Source organism: Methanobrevibacter sp. (assembly GCF_051877095.1).
Taxonomy (GTDB): Archaea; Methanobacteriota; Methanobacteria; order Methanobacteriales; family Methanobacteriaceae; genus Methanocatella.
The window spans coordinates 1-16670 of record NZ_JBJEIO010000009.1; the positions used below are offsets into that span (position 1 = coordinate 1).

Sequence of the window (16670 nt, forward strand, 5' to 3'; positions counted from 1 at the left end):
GTTTGTGTACTATGGTTTTTTCTATGGGAATTTCATTTCGCTGCAAGCTCATTATTACTATTAACTAGTTAAATTAATTCTCATTAAATATTGGGGAATTAGTGATGATTTAGTAATTAATGATGATTTTGGAGTGGTTGAATATAATAGGATGTATTTTATTGAAATTTATATATTTTCCTTTTAGAATTTTTCTAAAATTTTTGCATATACTACTTTTAAATTATCATCTGATTTTTCGTATATTCTTTTCAGAATTAATTCTGGAGTACTTTTAGCGAGGAAGTTCATTTTAGGTGTTCTATCAACAACTAAATTATAATTTTCATCTAATCCTTTTGCTTCGATACCGTCAACTCTAATATCTGTATAATTCATGAGTTCTCTTGCCATATGGGTAACGATTACTCCATAAGAATTTGATTCTTTTATCATATCTATGAATGTTGATATGATTTTAACTGCTGCATCAAGTTCTGTTATTCCTTCGAGTTCATCTAAAAGTACTAATTTTTCATTATCTGTGGTTACGATTGGAATAAATACATTTAAGAAAGATTCAAATGCTCCTGCATCAAGTGATCTTTTTTTGGAGAAATGATAAACTTCATCGAACAGTTTAATTTTAGCTTTATCTGCACTTACAGGAAGACCCATTTGTGCCATTATTGATATTTGGCTTAATGTTTCAAGTAATGTTGTTTTACCACCACTATTTGCTCCGGTTAAAAGTGCAATATTTTCTTCTTGAGTCAATTGGTAATTTACTTTTTGGATTTGTTTTTTATCTTTTTTAAGCGCTAATTCTAAATGTAATGCTCCATCTAATTGAATTTCTTCACTGAATTCGGGTCTACATAAATTGTATTCGTATGCAAAACTACCTAAGCTGAATTCATAGTCAAATTTTATAGTATCATTAACTTCTTCAATAGCTTTTTCTTTAATTGAATTTAATTCAATTGCAGCATTTCTTTTAATATCAAAAATATCGTTTTCTTTTTTTGATGATTGTTCGAGGGTTATTCTTTGTATTTCTGCATCATCTATTTCTATTGGGTATGTTCTTAAAAATGGATCAAATCTTAATCCAGTTTTTTCATGAATAATATCTTTTCTTTTATTTATAATTTCGTCAAAAATTTTACTAATTTTTGGAGGGAAATTATTGTTTAGTAAGTTGAGAATTTCATCTCCTTCAAGATCAACTTGTTTTATTGATTTTTCTAATTCATTATCCATATCTTCCTTAAGAGAATAAACAAGTTTTTCAATATCTACTTCTCTTTTATCTATAATGTTGACTTCTTCAATAATTGGGAGAATTTCTCCAATCACGCTTTCGTTATTTCTGATTTTTTGTATTTCATGGACTCTTGTGAATAATTCTTTATTTTGAATAAAGAAATTAATTATTTTTTCAGGAACAATTTCATAATCATTATCTTCAATGTTAATCATTACAAGATTGGGCATTCCTTCAAAGTCAAGTATTCCCTGGGAGTATACATAGAATACTAAATCATAATTCATCATTTCTTCTTGGAGTAATGGTGAATCACTTGCAGTTATTATAGGATAATATTGATTAAGTCCTAAATCAGTGAGATATGAATTATCCTCTTCACTTTCAACTAGAATTACTTTACTTGGATCGTATTCTGCTTTTACATCTTCAACTTCTTTTAGATTTTTCATTAATCCTCTTAACTTAATTATTGGAAGTTGTGAAACATGATTTTTTGCATTCATTACAAAATCAAGTTGTGAATTGATTTTGTCAATATCTTTTGAAGGGGAAAGTAATAAAATTCTATTTTTTGAATATGATGTGTTTGAATATGCTAATATTTTATTGATGATGTCTTCATAAAGCTCCATAGCTCTGTCGCTTTTTATAAATTCACTTTTTTCATTGTTTAATAATTGATTCATAATGTCAATTGCTTTTCTTTGACTTATTCCATCAATGTTAGTTATTTTTTCAACGTCAACATTGTCAATTATTTTTTGGAGTTCTTCTTCACCTCCAACACTTTTTATAATTTTTTCAGAGATTTTATCTCCAATTCCTTTAATATTTTGCAATGTAATCCTTTCCCTTTGCATTTTATCAAACCCTTATGTGTTACAGTATTGCTTTTTAATATATATTCAATATTTCCAAGAGCATTTGAAAAGTAATATTTAATAATTTGCTATTGTATTTTTAAAACTATATTTTTTTAATTTTTTTTCATTTATGTTTCCATTTATTGCTTCATTGTAAATATCAATCACTTTATAATATTCATCATCTTTATATCTTCCATCTATTGCAAAATTAGAGTAATTAATATTCTTTAAATAATTTATTTCATTAATTAAAGAAAGTTCACTATCATCGAAAATAGTTAATTCCTGTGAGGAAATACTTTTATGAATTAGGTAATTATTGTTTTTCTTATCAATTAAATAATTTTCATAGTCCTTAATTTCGGTATCATATAATAATGGGTATCTAGTTTTCATAAGTTCAACTGATCCTTGAACCAATATTTCGAGTTTATGAGGATACTTACAATTTTTAATTATGCTCTCATAATCTTTCTTAGTTAATTCAGGAGATAATGTTAAAATTTTATAGTTATTGAGACTGTTGATAGTTTCATTGTTTACAATATTCATGGAATAAAATCCATATTTACCATTAAAACTATTGCTCATTATCTCTAGATTATAATTCATTTTATTTAATATGCCTATTACTTTATTCAATGATTTAATTAAGTTATCATGAGTTATATCTGGCCATTTCCAAATCAATTTATAATTTTTATCATATGATATCTCATAAGCCTTTTTAATAAAATTAATCATGTAATTAATGTTAGGAGTTTCTTTTGAGAGAATTAATGAATCATTATTATTTGGAATTTCTAAATACACTCTTTTAACATTTTTGATATGCTCTAAATGTTTTAAGTTGTTTGTATAAAAAGAGAAATTACATTCTGATTTATTATTCGTATTATTGAAGCGTTTTAATTGGATTTTTTTATTTGGATGTTTAAATGAATTAATAACTTTTTTTTCTAATTTTTTAAATAAATTTCTTCTAAGTTCATTAATTTTACTTATTGGGATAAATAATGTCCCATCATAATTAATATTTATTTGAGTAATTTGATATGGATAATTATCAATCTTTTGAAGTTGTTTTTGGATAGTTTCTTTGCTAACACTTTTTTTAAGTGGTTTTTCAAAAGGAGTATTTCCTGTAACTTCGCATTCAAATTTTTTTCTATTTGCAAGGGTTAATCTTCCTTTTAGTACTGGAAAATTATTTTTAATAGAAAATGTAAGTGTTAATTTAGATTTAATAAAACTAGATCCTTTAGTTTCAATTTCTTTAACTTTTTTATTCAATTTATTTCTTTTTGTTAGATATACATCAGATTCAGTTAAATTAAAAGCACTCTTTTTATTTTGCCATACTTTTTTAATAATTAATATTCTATTTTTACGGGTCAAATCTTTCATTGGTTTATTTTTACCTGTTTTAAAATGATTTAATGATGTAATAAGCGGATTTTGAGATACTTCAAATCCATAATCTTCACCATTTTTAATTAGCAATAATCCATCTCCCTTTTCGGGTATGGTTTTAATAGAATCATTTAATCTAATTGCAATTTGATTTTTCTTAGATTCTATAACATGACCTATTTTCAATCCAATATGGCCTGCTTTTAAACTTCTTTTTGGAGAATCATTAAATAATCCTTCACATAATCCTCTATTGAATACAAGATTTATATCTTCATTTTTAGTTTCTTTTTCACTTTTTAACTTATTTAATGCTTTACGGTAGGCACTGACTACAATAGCTAAATATTCTTTGTTTCTCATTCTACCTTCGATTTTAATGCAAGCAATATTCAATTCGGATATTTTTTTTAATTGATCAAATAAGCTTAAATCACAGGGGGACAAATAATAATCTTCTTTTTTAATTCCTTTTATTTTGTATTTTTGACGGCAAGGTTGAGCACAGGTTCCTCTATTTCCACTACGCCCTCCTTTAAAACTGCTCATTAAACACTGACCAGAATAAGAATAACATAAAGCCCCATGTGCAAATATCTCAAATTCCATATCTGTATTTAAGGCTTTAATTTCTTCTTTTTTCATTTCACGAGGAAGTACAACACGTTTTATTCCTTTGCTTTTAAGGTAATCTAATTTTAATTGATTTTCACAGGTCATTTGTGTTGATGCATGAATTTTTAATTCTGGTACGTACTTGTTAATTAATTCTACTAATCCTAAATCTTGCACTAAAACAGCATCTACTCCAATTGAATATAGCTTGGAAACATAGTTTATTACATCTTCTAACTCATCTTCTTTAATTAATGTATTTACAGTTACATAAACCTTAACATTATGCATATGTGCAGTATTTACTGCATCATTAATTTCATCTAATGTGAAGTTAGTTGCAAATTTACGAGCACCATAATTTTTTCCAGATAGATAAATTGAACTAGCTCCGGCATTTATCGCTACTTTTAAATGATTCATTGACCCAACAGGTGCAAGTAATTCCGGGATTCTCATTGTTTATCCTCGTGTAACCTACCTTCAATGTAGTTTCCTTTGTTAATGTAAGATTGTGAAAAATCCATAATTTGATATTTATATTTGGATAATTCCTCTTGGTCTTTATTATGAAGGCTTTCATTATAAATTGATAATATTTGTGCTGTGTATTTTTCGTTAGAATATCTGCAATCAAGTATTAATGAATCAAGACCCAATTCTTTAATTTCATTTATCTCTTCAATTAAACATAAACAATCTTTATTAATGATATGGCTTTGCCTGTTGTAGTCGAAGAATACTTTATATTTGAATTTTTTCCTTTTTTTATCTTCAAGTATTGCATAATCTGCATCATTTGGAATAATAAAGTCTTTACCATCATTTAAATTAGTGAAATCATCTTTACTTACAATTACTTCAAGATTTCCATTAACAATCATTTCTAAATCAATATTTCTATCATGGTTTTTAAGAACTAACTCTTTAATTTCACTGCCTGAAAGTTCAGAGGACAATATTAATGATTTGAATCCTGCTTCGTTTAAATTACGTACACAGAAACTATTCCAAACATTTAAATTATGATTTCCGTATATTGGACAGTCAAATATATTTTTCATGCCTGGGAAATCTCCCATTACAGAAATGATTATTCCTTCATTTTCAAGTTCTTTTACAATTTCACTACATTTTATTGCATCTTCTTGTGTTATAAATGAAGATAAAACCCAAACAAACTCTGTTGGGGAAGCCATTAAACTACCTTTCATTAAAGTATCTTTAATATTTTTAAAATAGTCCTCTGAATTATTATAGTGACAGGTTCCATCAAAATAAATTCTTTTTAAGTCAAATCCTGATGCTGCTCTAATTTGGGATAAATCATCAATAAACAATGATAATTTAGGTGTTTTTTGTTTAACTTTGCCTTCATTGTTTTCATAATCTTTGATAAATTTACTTAAATTCTTACGTACCTCTTTCACTGCCTTTTTAGTTGGAGTGTAATGGTTCATTAGTAATTCAGTTGCAGTGTCTAATATTTCGCGCCTAATTTGGTTAATTTTACGAATTTGTATAAACATATCTTTAGGCATATTATTAAAACGAATATTTTCAATAAAGAAAGGTGTTCCACCAGTTTTATTGAGTTGGTTTTCAATTGTTTTTTCATCTACTGGTTTATTGTTAGCTTTTTCAAACATATCTAATGATTTATGTCTAAAATTAATTAATTCACCATCAATATGATATTCGACTTTAGTATATAAGTTCAATTCTTTGTCCCATGTTAAAGATAAATTGAGGCCAATATGGTTTTTAATGCTTTCTTTTTCGAATTGTTTTAAATATTCATGAGTTGATGCAGAATAACTGATAAATACTTCAGTTCCTTCTTTAACAAGACGTGTAGTATCAATTATAATTTCATTTTCGTCTTGTTTTATAATATTTTCTAAATAAATCCCTTTAATTTTACCATTGTATTTGAATGCAATTCCATCTCCCGGTTCTAAAATAACGGGAATTTCTTTATTTTTTATTTCAATAGTGACTTTTGTTCCTTCAATTTTGGTTATATCTCCAATGTATAATCCTTCGTGACCTGAACTTCCTCTTCCCATTACTTCTCCAGGTTTATCTCCCATTATGTATCCATCGGTAAATTTTCTATTAAAAACAAGGTGTAAATCTTTTTTATAATCTCCAGGGTTACCATCAATAATGTTTCTGTAACTGTTCACAATAGTTCCAATATAATCTTTGGATTTCATCCTACCTTCTAATTTAAGGGATTTAACTCCAGCATTTGATATTTCTTTTATGTTATCGTAAGTTGCAAGATCATGAGTTGAAAGTAAAAATCCATTTCCTATATTGTATCCTCTGTATTTTAGACGGTATTGTCTTCTACATGGTTGAGCACAAGCTCCTCTATTACCACTTCTACCACTATTGTATGATGACATGTAACATTTTCCACTAACACAATAGCATAGTGCACCATGACCAAATACTTCAATATCCATATCGATATTATCGTTTTTAAGCTGATTATAAGTCTCTTTTATTTGATTAATGTTGACTTCTCTTGGTAGAACAATTCTTTTAATGTTATTTTTTGATGCCCATTTAATTGAACTGTAATTATTCAATCCCATTTGTGTTGATGCATGGACTTCTAAGTTGGGAATAAATGTTTTTAAAAGCCAAATTAATCCTAAATCTTGTACAATAACTGCATCAACTCCAATTTGGTATAATTTGAATAAATAGTTTAATACATCTACTATTTCGAAGTTATTGATTAATGTATTAACAGTTACATGGATTTGAGCACCATTTAAATGAGCATATTTCACTGCTTTTTCAAGTTCATCAATTGTAAAATTTTTAGCATATGCTCTTGCACCATAATTTGGTCCTGCAATATAAACTGCATCTGCACCAGCATTAACTGCTGTTACTAATACTTCATATGAGCCTGCTGGGGCTAATAATTCTTCTAAAACCATTTTATTTTTACACCTTGATTGATTATTCATTTATATTTTTATAATTAATTATATATTAAATTTAGAACATATTCTATTTTATGTATATTGTATTTGAAGGAATTGATGGTGCTGGAAAATCAACTCAAGTTCAATTGTTAAAAGAATGGTTGGAAAATAATGGGTTTAGAGTTGAAACATTAGTTGAACCAACAGATTCTGAAGTAGGAAAACTTATTAGAAAAATATTACAACGTCCAGATGCAACAACTGATAGTGTTCAAAAAACATTAGGGCTTTTGTTTGCAGCAGATAGAATGTTAATAATGGATGAAATAGAAGATAAATCAAAAATATTTATTTCAGATAGATCTTTTATTTCAAGTTTAGCTTACCAAGAACCAAAAGAATGGATTGAAATTTTAAATAAATATGTTAAAAAGCCAGATTTATTAATTTTACTTGATTCGGATGTTAAAAAATCAGTTGCAAGAACATCTGGTGAGGATACTTTTGAAAATGAAGAATTTTTAATTAAAGTTAAAGATAATTATTTAAAATTAGCTGAAAATTATACAACAGAAATTATTGATGCAAGTAATGGTATAAATAAAGTATCTTCTGATATTAAAAAAGCAGTTGCACCATATCTTGGGATTTGTCCAGATTGCATACAATAAATGAAAAAATAAAGGAGATTATTCTCCTTCTAATTCTTTTAATCTGTCACGAATTGCTGTTTCTAAAAAGTCTTTTGCTTTTACAAGCTCATCATATTCTCCGATAATTTTAGGTCCAAATTCAGTTTGTTCTAATTTAATATTAAATTTTTCGAATGCATGAGCAAGCATTTGTTCACCAACACCATTCGGTAAACCCATTTCAAACTCTTCTTTTTCTTCAGCCATTTAGTGTTCCTCCATGTATTTTCTTACAGGTGCAAAGAATTCGATTAAGAAATCTTTAATTCCATTTTTTAAATCCATTGGGTGTAAATTTCCTTCGCTGAATTCTTTGATTAATTCATCATGAGTAAGTTCAATGTTTCCACCAAATTTTTCAGGTCTTTTAATAAGTAATTTTTCTTGATTTGGATAAAAGAATGTTTCTGCAATTTCAATCATTGGATTGCCTTCAACTTCACCTTGTGGACAGTAACTTTTGTTGATTTTTTTAGTAATTTCTTCAACAGAGTCATCAACTGCAATGTAATTTCCTTTACTTGAAGACATTTTTGCATCTCCATCAAGACCGTGTAATAATGGAGTGTGAATACAAACAGGAACATTTTCTCCAATTTTTTCTAAGTTTTCACGTGCTAACATTTGGATTTTTCTCTGTTCCATTCCACCAAGTGCAATATCTACTTTAAGAGCAGCCATATCTACAGTTTGCATAATTGGATAAATCACACTAGCTACTTTAGGATTATCATCTGCACGACTTACTTGATCCATACTTCTTCTTGCTCTTTTTAAAGTAGTCATTGTAGCTAATTGATAAACTTTATCAGTATAATCATGTTCTAATTGGAATGATGAACCATAAACGTACTCAGTGCTTTCATCAAGACCAAGAGCTTGGAAACATTTTTTATTGTATTCAGCAGTTTCAGCAATTTCTTCAGGAGTTCCTTTTCCATTTAAAAATGCATGATAATCTGCTAAAAGGATTTTTATTTTAAATCCTAATTTTTGTAATTGTTTGAGTTTTTGGACAGTTACTGCATGTCCTAAATGGATTTTACCAGAAGGTTCATAACCTGTATATGCTATAGGTTCATCTTTAGAGAGTACTTCTTTTAATTCTTCAGTGTCTATAACTTCTAAGGTTCCTTCTTCGATTAATTGAATTTTTTCTTCAATATTCATTTTATCACTTAGTTTAGTAAATATGTGTAATTATCAATTTTTATAAGATTTATTTCGTCTCCAATGTTGTAATTACTAAATTCGTCTTTCATTTCTAAATCAACTGCTGAATAATCAACAGGGTCTAAAATTTGAATTGTACTTGGAGACATTGAAATTATTGTTGTTGTTTCGATATCTGATGCTTTTTTAACAAGTTCTATTTTTTCAATATTCTTTAAAGGAATATTCTGTTTTTTATTTGTTTCAATATCACTACCAACAATCCTATTTTTATCAATACCAGTTACTTGAATTATTTTATCTTCAAATTTGACAAAGTCATTAATTTCAAATTCAGGTATTCTAACTGAAATCCAAATTCTGTAAAGTCCTTTTCCAGTAGATTTGTCTTCACTGATAAGTCTTGGAGATTCTTTAATCACTCCTCCAAACTCTTCTTTTAAGCCTTCAGCAACTTTTCTACCACTTTTCAGTGAACCGATGTAATAATCACGACCTTCTTTAGGTTTTGCTATTTGAGGACAATATGCTAACTTATCATTTTTTAGTTGTTTTGTTAAAACCTTTTCAACTATCCCATCAGCTTTTTTAAATTCTTCACTTTTTATTTCTCTATTGTCTGCTCTGAATTGAATAACTGATTCATAATATCCAGATTGTATTTTGCTGCATGTTGGACAAACAGTTTTTAAGATTTTAACTTCAGTCTCTTGTGTTTCTTCAATTTCAGTTCCTTCAACTTCCCCAATAATTTCTACATAGCACTCAGCGATTGTACCTTTCATTTGGTCAATTTCTAAATTAATAACTTCATTTGAGACTTCATTAGCGATTTTTATGTTTCTCTCAAGTGCTCTATAAATTATTTCATCTTCGGGAAGGAATTCTTCACTCCATTTGCCTTCTTCAAGTTTACTATTACAATGGCTACAAATTTGAACTTCAATTCTTTTAGGTAGTTCAATCATTTGAAAATCTTTTAAAAAACAGTCAATACAGATGTTGCCAACCATCTTTTTATCAGTACTTCCGCACTCTGGACAAAACATAGTATCAATAAAAATAAGAAAAAAGGTAAAATTATAAAGATTTTAAAGGTGCTGTTGCACCGCATGCAGCACATTTAAGTAAGAATATTCTACCTTCTCTGATAATTCTAGTATCTGGTCTGTTACATTCATGACAAATTACATATTTGTCTACATAATCTTCAATTCTTTCATTAATTAAGTAATGAGTGAATTTACCTTGTAAAATTGCTCTTTGACCTTCGATATTTCCCGCAGTACCTAATTCTCTCATTAAAAATTTTAATAAGTGTTGTGGGTCTCTGTTTAAACCTTCTGCAACGTCTTTAAAGTTTTTAATAAATGTTCTATTACCTTGGATATCTGAATAAGCTTTAGGAATTTTGAATCTTTTGTGTTCAAATACTTCAGGAGGTAATTGGTCAATTGCTCTTTCTAATAAATCTTCGTATTTATCCATGTTATCTCTCCGTGAAAATTAGTATAAGTATAATATATTAAATTTTATTTTACTCCTTTATTAATGTATTGTTAATTAAAGGAATTTTGTGTAAAAAAATAAAAAAGTGAATATTTAAACTACACGTTTGAAATATCCATTTACTGGTTGATAAATAACTCCTTTTTGGACTAAGTTTTTGATAATTTGTTCGGTTTTATCTTCACTTACCCCATATTTGTCATTCATATTGGATAATAATATATTTAAAGGAGCTTGTCCAGCATATTCTTCTTCGAGTTGTTTGATTTCTTCAGTTACTCTTTGTATTTTATCCCTATCTGATTTTGGTGTTCCACCGCTTACAATATCTGCATCTAGTTCTCCAGTTTCAGGATCAACACCAACTTCTTTAAGACAAGATAATTGTAATCTAACAGCTTTTTCTGCATCTTCCTTATCTACAGTTTCTTTAAGTTTAATTTTAGCACTAGCTTCAGACAAACGAATAATAGCTTCAAGTTGTCTTGCAGTAATAGGAACGGCTCCTTGTTCTTCAGGATTACTATTCCTTGTACTTACATAAAATTCTTTTAAAACTTCATTTGCTTCTTCGGTTAATCTAGGATTAACATTTTTACGAGCATAAGCAATATATTTCCTAAGTAGTTCGGGTTCGATTTCATAGTCAACAGTATTATACTGGTGAGTTTTTAAAATATGTTCTGCTAATTCTGAATCTTTTTCTTTACTTGGTTTATCTTCAATTACAAAAATTAAATCAAAACGAGAAATAATTGGAGCTGGCAAATCAATTTGTTCTGCGAGTACTTTATATCTATCAAATCTTCCGAATTTAGGGTTTGCAGCTGCAAGTACAGAACATCTGGAATTTAATGTTGCCATAATGCCTGCTTTTGCAATACTTACAGTTTGTTGTTCTAATGCTTCGTGAAGTGCAGACCTGTCTTCGGATCTCATTTTATCGAGCTCGTCAACACAAACATTACCTTGGTCCCCAAGTACTAATGCGCCTGCTTCAAGAGACCATCCTCCAAGTTCATCTCTTACTGCTGCAGCTGTTAAACCTGCACCTGTTGTACCTTTACCACTTGTATAAATACTTCTTGGAGCAAGTCTGGAAACATATTTTAATATTTGGGATTTACCAATACCTGGATCCCCAACAATAAGGATATGTATATCTCCTCTTAATTTAGTTTCATCTTCAAGTTCTTTAGCTGCTCCTCCAAATAATTGAAGTGCAATAGCCTCTTTTACATCTCTATATCCTCTAATGGATGGTGCTGTTGATTTAATAATTTTGTCATAAATATTAGGATCTTTTGATAATTCGATGATTTCAGCTTCGTCTTCTTCAGAGAGTTGTAATTCTTCAAATTCCTGTTCAAGGGGTTCAATGTGGTTTACATAAATGTAATTTTTAAATTTACCACTTCTTTCTTCTCTGAAAGTTTTTAAAGTTCCAGTGATTCTCACCTTATCTCCAGGATTTAATTTATCTACTAAATCATCTTCTAAAATCATCAACATTTGTTTAGGTTCAGTTCCTCCAGATAAGTTTTCTAAAGGTTCTTGCATCCTTGCAGTTTGTGTATCAATATATTTGGATTCTTCCTGGAGCAATCTAAATGATCTTCCACCACATTCACTACATAATGTAGGTTCTATTATAGTGTTTGCTGAAGTTTGTTCGACTTCATGTAATCTCATGCATCCTCTACATTCAAAGACACCAGTTTCAATACGAGGTCTTATTTCATCAGTTTTTCTAACAATTCCATCTGCTGAAACAAAAGTTCCAATATATTTACTCAAAAGAGTTTTTAATGGAATAATATTACTTAACTGCTCGAAACGAATATTGATATCAGCATCTTTAACAAGAGGGTCAATATTTTTTATAGCTATACTAGCAGCATGAATAACTTCTTCTGGTTTATCTATTAATAAATCTGCTAAGTCTGGATCAAATATTTCTAGTGCACGATAGTCTACTGTAAGAGATCGTTCATCCGGATATTTTTCAAGGATGTCAAATACATCATCTTTATATGATGTAGCAAAAAATTCTTCAAATTTTGCAATTGATGTTTGTGATTTAGTAGTTGAATTCATTATCTTATTATTATTAGTTCATAGTTAAAAAAAATTTTGATAAAATGAGGTTGGTAATAAAAATTATATACTAAAATTAATATAGTATTATCTAATATTTTTTATATAAATTATGTGAGGATAATATGAGAAAATCTAGATTAAGTTTATTTAAATCTACTTCTATGATGATTTCTGTTGTTGGAATAATAATGATTATTTCAACAATTATTGTTGTGGCATATGTAGGATATAGTATTGTTTCATCCAACATTACTAATGATATATCCTCTGGAACACAATATGATGAGCTCGCAGAACTTAAAGCAGAATATGGTAATTTGTCTGTAAAATTTGACAATATTAAATCAACATATTATGCAGGTGGTGCTGATGATGTTAAAGTTTATAATGATGCTAAACTAGAGCTATCTCGGGCCAATTCGGCTATTGAAAATGTTCAAAGTGCTTTAGATGCAGACAAACCATCAAATGATGTCGACAGTAGATTAGTTTTTGCTAAGGAAAAACTTAAAGCTGCCGAAGATGCTTATAATAGTCTTTAATTTTTTCTTTTTCTATTTCTTTTATTTGGTAAATATTCCAAGCCAACAACATACATTTCAGAACTTTTTTTACGTGATGATGCAGGTTTTGTTGTTCTTACATGTCTAAATTTACCTTTAAGAGAATCTAACATGTTTTTGTATTCTGGACCTTGAAATACTTTCATTATAAGGTTTCCTTTTTCTTCTAATATGTTTTCAGCGATTTCAATTACAACATTTACTAAATCAATTGATCTAAGTTGGTCAATATTTTTGATTCCACACAATGAAGGTGAAGCATCAGACATAACTACTTTTGCTTTTCCTCCGATAAGTCCCATAATTTTTTCTTGGACTTCAGGTGTTGTGAAATCTCCTCTAATTCCATAATAATTTTCTTCATGGAATTTTTTAAATCTATTTAGGTCCACTCCAACAACAATTCCTTCTTCACCAACTTTTTCAAGAGCAACTTGGGACCATCCTCCTGGTGCTGCTCCAAGGTCTACTACGGTATTTCCCTCTTTAATGAGTTTATATTTTTTATCAAGTTGTTTGAGTTTATATGATGCTCTTGAACGATATTCTTCTTGTTTAGCCTTTTTATAATAGGGGTCATTGTGTTTTTCCATTTGCCATCTGCTTCCCATTTTAATCCCTCTTGTATTTATCAAAGTCAAGTGCACTACAAACAGGTGCACCAATCTTTATTATTTCTACATCCACTTCTTTTTTGTTAATTTCAAGTAGCATTACAGTTCTGTCTGCAAGTCTTGGCACAATTGGACTTCCGGGATTTAAAAGTAAAATTCCTTCGGTTTGTTCAATTTTTGGTTGGTGTGAATGCCCAGATACTAAAATATCTACATTTAATTGTCTTGCTAGATATAATAATTGTTGTGTATCTGCTCTTGGATAAACTTCTCCATGAATCAATCCAATTCTCAAATCTTCTGCTTCTATTACTCTTGCTTTTGGAAGGTCAATTCCATTGATTCTATCCATATTCCCTTGTATTGCCATAACTGGGGCTATTTCTTCTAATTTTTCTAGGACTTCCATGGAAGTTAAGTCTCCAGCATGTAATATTAAATCAACATCCTTAAAAGCTTCAATTACTTTTTTAGGTATTTCTTTTGCTCTGTCGGGAATATGTGTATCTGAAATTAAACCGATTAACATAATTTTTCAATCCTTATTTATTCATTTAAAATATTTGTTTATCATCCTTTTTAATTTATGGGAAAATTGTTTGCTCAAGAGTATTTAGTCCAAATAATAAAATGTTCTAGTTAATGGTTGATGTATAAAATATTTTTCAAAAAATCAAAAAATTATTAAAAAATAATTGAATTCATTTAATCAAATAAAAACTATTATTAATTCATAATTATATATATAAAAATATCATTCTTTTTAGGAGAGATAAAATGGGAAAAGTTAAAAAGGAAGATATTTTGGATATCTTGGCTAAATATGACAAAAGTGAAATAACAATAGCTACCCTTGGAAGCCATACTTCCTTACATATTTTGCAAGGTGCAAAAGAAGAAGGATTTAGGACAGCTATTGTTTGTGAAAAAGGAAGAGAAGTTCCATATCAAAGATTTGGTGTTGCAGATGAATACATAATTGTCGATGAATTTAAAGATATTGTAAATGAAGATGTACAACAAAAACTCAGAGATATGAATGCTATTGTAGTTCCTCATGGATCTTTTGTTGCATACGCTGGTTTAGATAATGTTGAAGATAAGTTCAATGTTCCTATGTTTGGTAATAGGGATGTTCTTAGATGGGAAGCTGAAAGAGACAAAGAAAGACAATTACTTGTTGAAGGTGGCGTAAGAATACCATTTAAATATGAGGGTCCTTCAGAAATTGATAGGCCAGTAATGGTTAAGTTCCCAGGTGCAAGAGGTGGAAGAGGTTACTTTGTTGCTTCATCTACTGAAGAATTTGATGCAAAAATTGAAGCTATGAAAGCACGTGGATGGTTAGAAGATAAAGATGTAGAAGCAGCACATATTGAAGAATATGTTTCTGGTTGTAACTACTGTATACATTACTTCTACTCTGCATTAGATGATACTGTTGAATTAATGGGTATGGATACAAGATATGAATCCAGTATTGATGGTTTTGTAAGAATGCCTGCAAAAGATCAATTAGATATTGATTTAAGTCCTTCTTATGTTGTTACTGGTAACCATCCCGCTGTAATTCGTGAATCTTTACTTCCTCAAGTATTTGACATGGCTGATAAATTAACTGAAAGTGCTAAAAAATTAGTTGCTCCAGGACTAAATGGTCCTTTCTGTATGCAAACTTTAGTAAATGATAATTTAGAAGTAATTTGTTTCGAAATCAGTGCAAGAACTGATGGTGGTACAAATACATTTATGGATGGTTCTCCTTACTCATATTTAACTTATGGAAAACCAATGAGTATGGGTAGAAGGATTGCTGTTGAAATTAAACGTGCAATAGAAAGAGAAGAATTAGAAAAAATAATAACATAAATAGTTATTATTTTTTATTTTTTTTAAAATTTTATTTAAAACGCTTTTTTTTTAGGTTGAGTTTTCAATCTGATTTTTTCTTGTTTTTATTTTTACCAATATTTTTTTGTTTATTATATTGTTCTACTGCTTTTATACGGTCTCTTTTAGTCCATGCACCAACAAAACCGATGAAAGCTCCAACACCTATAATTAAAAGTGCTACAGACATTATTCCAGTTTCAGTTAGGAAGAACCCATCAAAAGTTCCTAAATATCCTTGAAAAGTTAAGACTACAATTGGTGTAGCGGCAAGGGCTCCCATTATAGTTCCAGTCTTAATATTTGGTTGACCATATCCTACATAAATGAGTCCAATTGCTGAAAATGCATATAACCAATCATTCCAATTGTATCCAATTATTATACATGCAGCTGCCATTGCTGCTCCAAAAATTAATGCTTTTACATTTATCCCTGAAAATATATTCATATTTTATCTCCAAAAACTTATTTTTTAGAAGCTATTATTCCACCTAATGCTCCAGTTATTCCCATTACAATTGCATAATAAATTAAATAGCTTATTACTATGGTTACACTTGCAATTCCTGAGAGGGTAAATCCAGTTAATCCTCCGAAAATACCGAATAAACTTCCGCCTAAAGTTGCGATTAAAACAAATAATATTGCGCAAACAATTGTTCCTAATGCTCCAGCGACGGCAGCATTCCATAATCCACTAAGTGCTCCGTCATGTGCAATATAACCTGTGATAAATCCAACAAATAATAATCCAATAAATTCATATTGGGCGAAAAATGATTTAACTATTACAGCTAATATGAAACCTATGGTTACTGCTTTCCATTTAGTCATAATATCACCATTATAATAATTATTTGATATCCTTAATAAAAGTTATACTCTTTATAGATTTCATTTATGAAATGCAGTTTTTTATATATATTTTTTAGTTAATAAATTTTAAGATTTGTTGATTTTTTTAAATTTTGATAATTAAGAATTTTAATTACTATTAAAGTATTATTGGACAGTTATATAAGAAAATACAATATT

Annotated in this window: 15 protein-coding genes; 3 read left to right on the plus strand and 12 right to left on the minus strand. The window is 28.8% G+C overall.

Annotated elements, in window-relative coordinates; translation table 11 throughout:
- Positions 1-183: 183 nt before the first annotated feature.
- The 3 genes from ACI389_RS05945 to ACI389_RS05955 all read right to left on the minus strand — a co-directional run bounded on the left by ACI389_RS05945 (position 184) and on the right by ACI389_RS05955 (position 7103).
- Positions 184-2109, minus strand: coding sequence for a MutS-related protein (locus ACI389_RS05945; protein ID WP_439780620.1), 1926 nt, complete (start codon positions 2107-2109; stop codon positions 184-186).
- A gap of 78 nt (positions 2110-2187) precedes the next feature.
- Entirely contained in the window at positions 2188-4602 is a 2415-nt protein-coding gene (locus ACI389_RS05950; RefSeq protein ID WP_439780621.1) for a DUF3656 domain-containing U32 family peptidase, read from the minus strand.
- Entirely contained in the window at positions 4599-7103 is a 2505-nt protein-coding gene (locus ACI389_RS05955) for a U32 family peptidase (RefSeq protein ID WP_439780622.1), read from the minus strand. The genes ACI389_RS05950 and ACI389_RS05955 overlap by 4 nt, the downstream gene beginning before the upstream one ends.
- Before the next feature lie 80 nt (positions 7104-7183).
- On the opposite strand from ACI389_RS05955, the gene tmk reads away from it, so the two are divergent.
- Complete coding sequence (gene tmk / locus ACI389_RS05960) at positions 7184-7762, plus strand: dTMP kinase (RefSeq protein ID WP_439780623.1); 579 nt, start codon at positions 7184-7186, stop codon at positions 7760-7762.
- Positions 7763-7780: 18 nt separating this feature from the next.
- On the opposite strand, the gene ACI389_RS05965 is transcribed toward tmk, so the two are convergent.
- The 5 genes from ACI389_RS05965 to mcm all read right to left on the minus strand — a co-directional run bounded on the left by ACI389_RS05965 (position 7781) and on the right by mcm (position 12562).
- Positions 7781-7990, minus strand: coding sequence for a hypothetical protein (locus ACI389_RS05965; RefSeq protein ID WP_439780624.1), 210 nt, complete (start codon positions 7988-7990; stop codon positions 7781-7783).
- Entirely contained in the window at positions 7991-8953 is a 963-nt protein-coding gene (locus ACI389_RS05970) for a tyrosine--tRNA ligase (protein ID WP_439780625.1), read from the minus strand.
- An 8-nt stretch (positions 8954-8961) separates the two neighbouring features.
- Positions 8962-10005 (minus strand): 60S ribosomal export protein NMD3, encoded by a 1044-nt coding sequence (locus ACI389_RS05975; RefSeq protein ID WP_439780626.1) that lies wholly within the window; start codon positions 10003-10005, stop codon positions 8962-8964.
- Between the two features lie 31 nt (positions 10006-10036).
- Positions 10037-10444 (minus strand): translation initiation factor IF-2 subunit beta, encoded by a 408-nt coding sequence (locus ACI389_RS05980; RefSeq protein WP_067040760.1) that lies wholly within the window; start codon positions 10442-10444, stop codon positions 10037-10039.
- 114 nt (positions 10445-10558) lie between these two features.
- Complete coding sequence (gene mcm / locus ACI389_RS05985; protein ID WP_439780627.1) at positions 10559-12562, minus strand: minichromosome maintenance protein MCM; 2004 nt, start codon at positions 12560-12562, stop codon at positions 10559-10561.
- A gap of 125 nt (positions 12563-12687) precedes the next feature.
- Here mcm and ACI389_RS05990 point away from each other — a divergent pair, with 125 nt between their 5' ends.
- Positions 12688-13107, plus strand: a complete 420-nt coding sequence (locus tag ACI389_RS05990) for a hypothetical protein (RefSeq protein ID WP_439780628.1) — start codon at positions 12688-12690, stop codon at positions 13105-13107.
- On the opposite strand, the gene ACI389_RS05995 is transcribed toward ACI389_RS05990, so the two are convergent.
- On the minus strand, positions 13104-13739 hold the full coding sequence (locus ACI389_RS05995) for an RlmE family RNA methyltransferase (RefSeq protein WP_439780629.1): 636 nt from the start codon (positions 13737-13739) through the stop codon (positions 13104-13106). The genes ACI389_RS05990 and ACI389_RS05995 overlap by 4 nt on opposite strands.
- Position 13740: 1 nt before the next feature.
- Complete coding sequence (locus tag ACI389_RS06000; protein WP_439780630.1) at positions 13741-14271, minus strand: metallophosphoesterase; 531 nt, start codon at positions 14269-14271, stop codon at positions 13741-13743.
- A 248-nt stretch (positions 14272-14519) separates the two neighbouring features.
- Here ACI389_RS06000 and ACI389_RS06005 point away from each other — a divergent pair, with 248 nt between their 5' ends.
- Positions 14520-15611, plus strand: a complete 1092-nt coding sequence (locus ACI389_RS06005; protein ID WP_439780631.1) for a formate--phosphoribosylaminoimidazolecarboxamide ligase — start codon at positions 14520-14522, stop codon at positions 15609-15611.
- 64 nt (positions 15612-15675) lie between these two features.
- On the opposite strand, the gene ACI389_RS06010 is transcribed toward ACI389_RS06005, so the two are convergent.
- Both ACI389_RS06010 and ACI389_RS06015 read right to left on the minus strand, forming a co-directional pair.
- Positions 15676-16083 (minus strand): hypothetical protein, encoded by a 408-nt coding sequence (locus ACI389_RS06010; protein ID WP_439780632.1) that lies wholly within the window; start codon positions 16081-16083, stop codon positions 15676-15678.
- A gap of 17 nt (positions 16084-16100) precedes the next feature.
- A complete protein-coding gene (locus tag ACI389_RS06015; RefSeq protein WP_439780633.1) occupies positions 16101-16469 on the minus strand; it encodes a DUF5518 domain-containing protein in 369 nt (122 codons plus the stop codon).
- Positions 16470-16670: the final 201 nt, after the last annotated feature.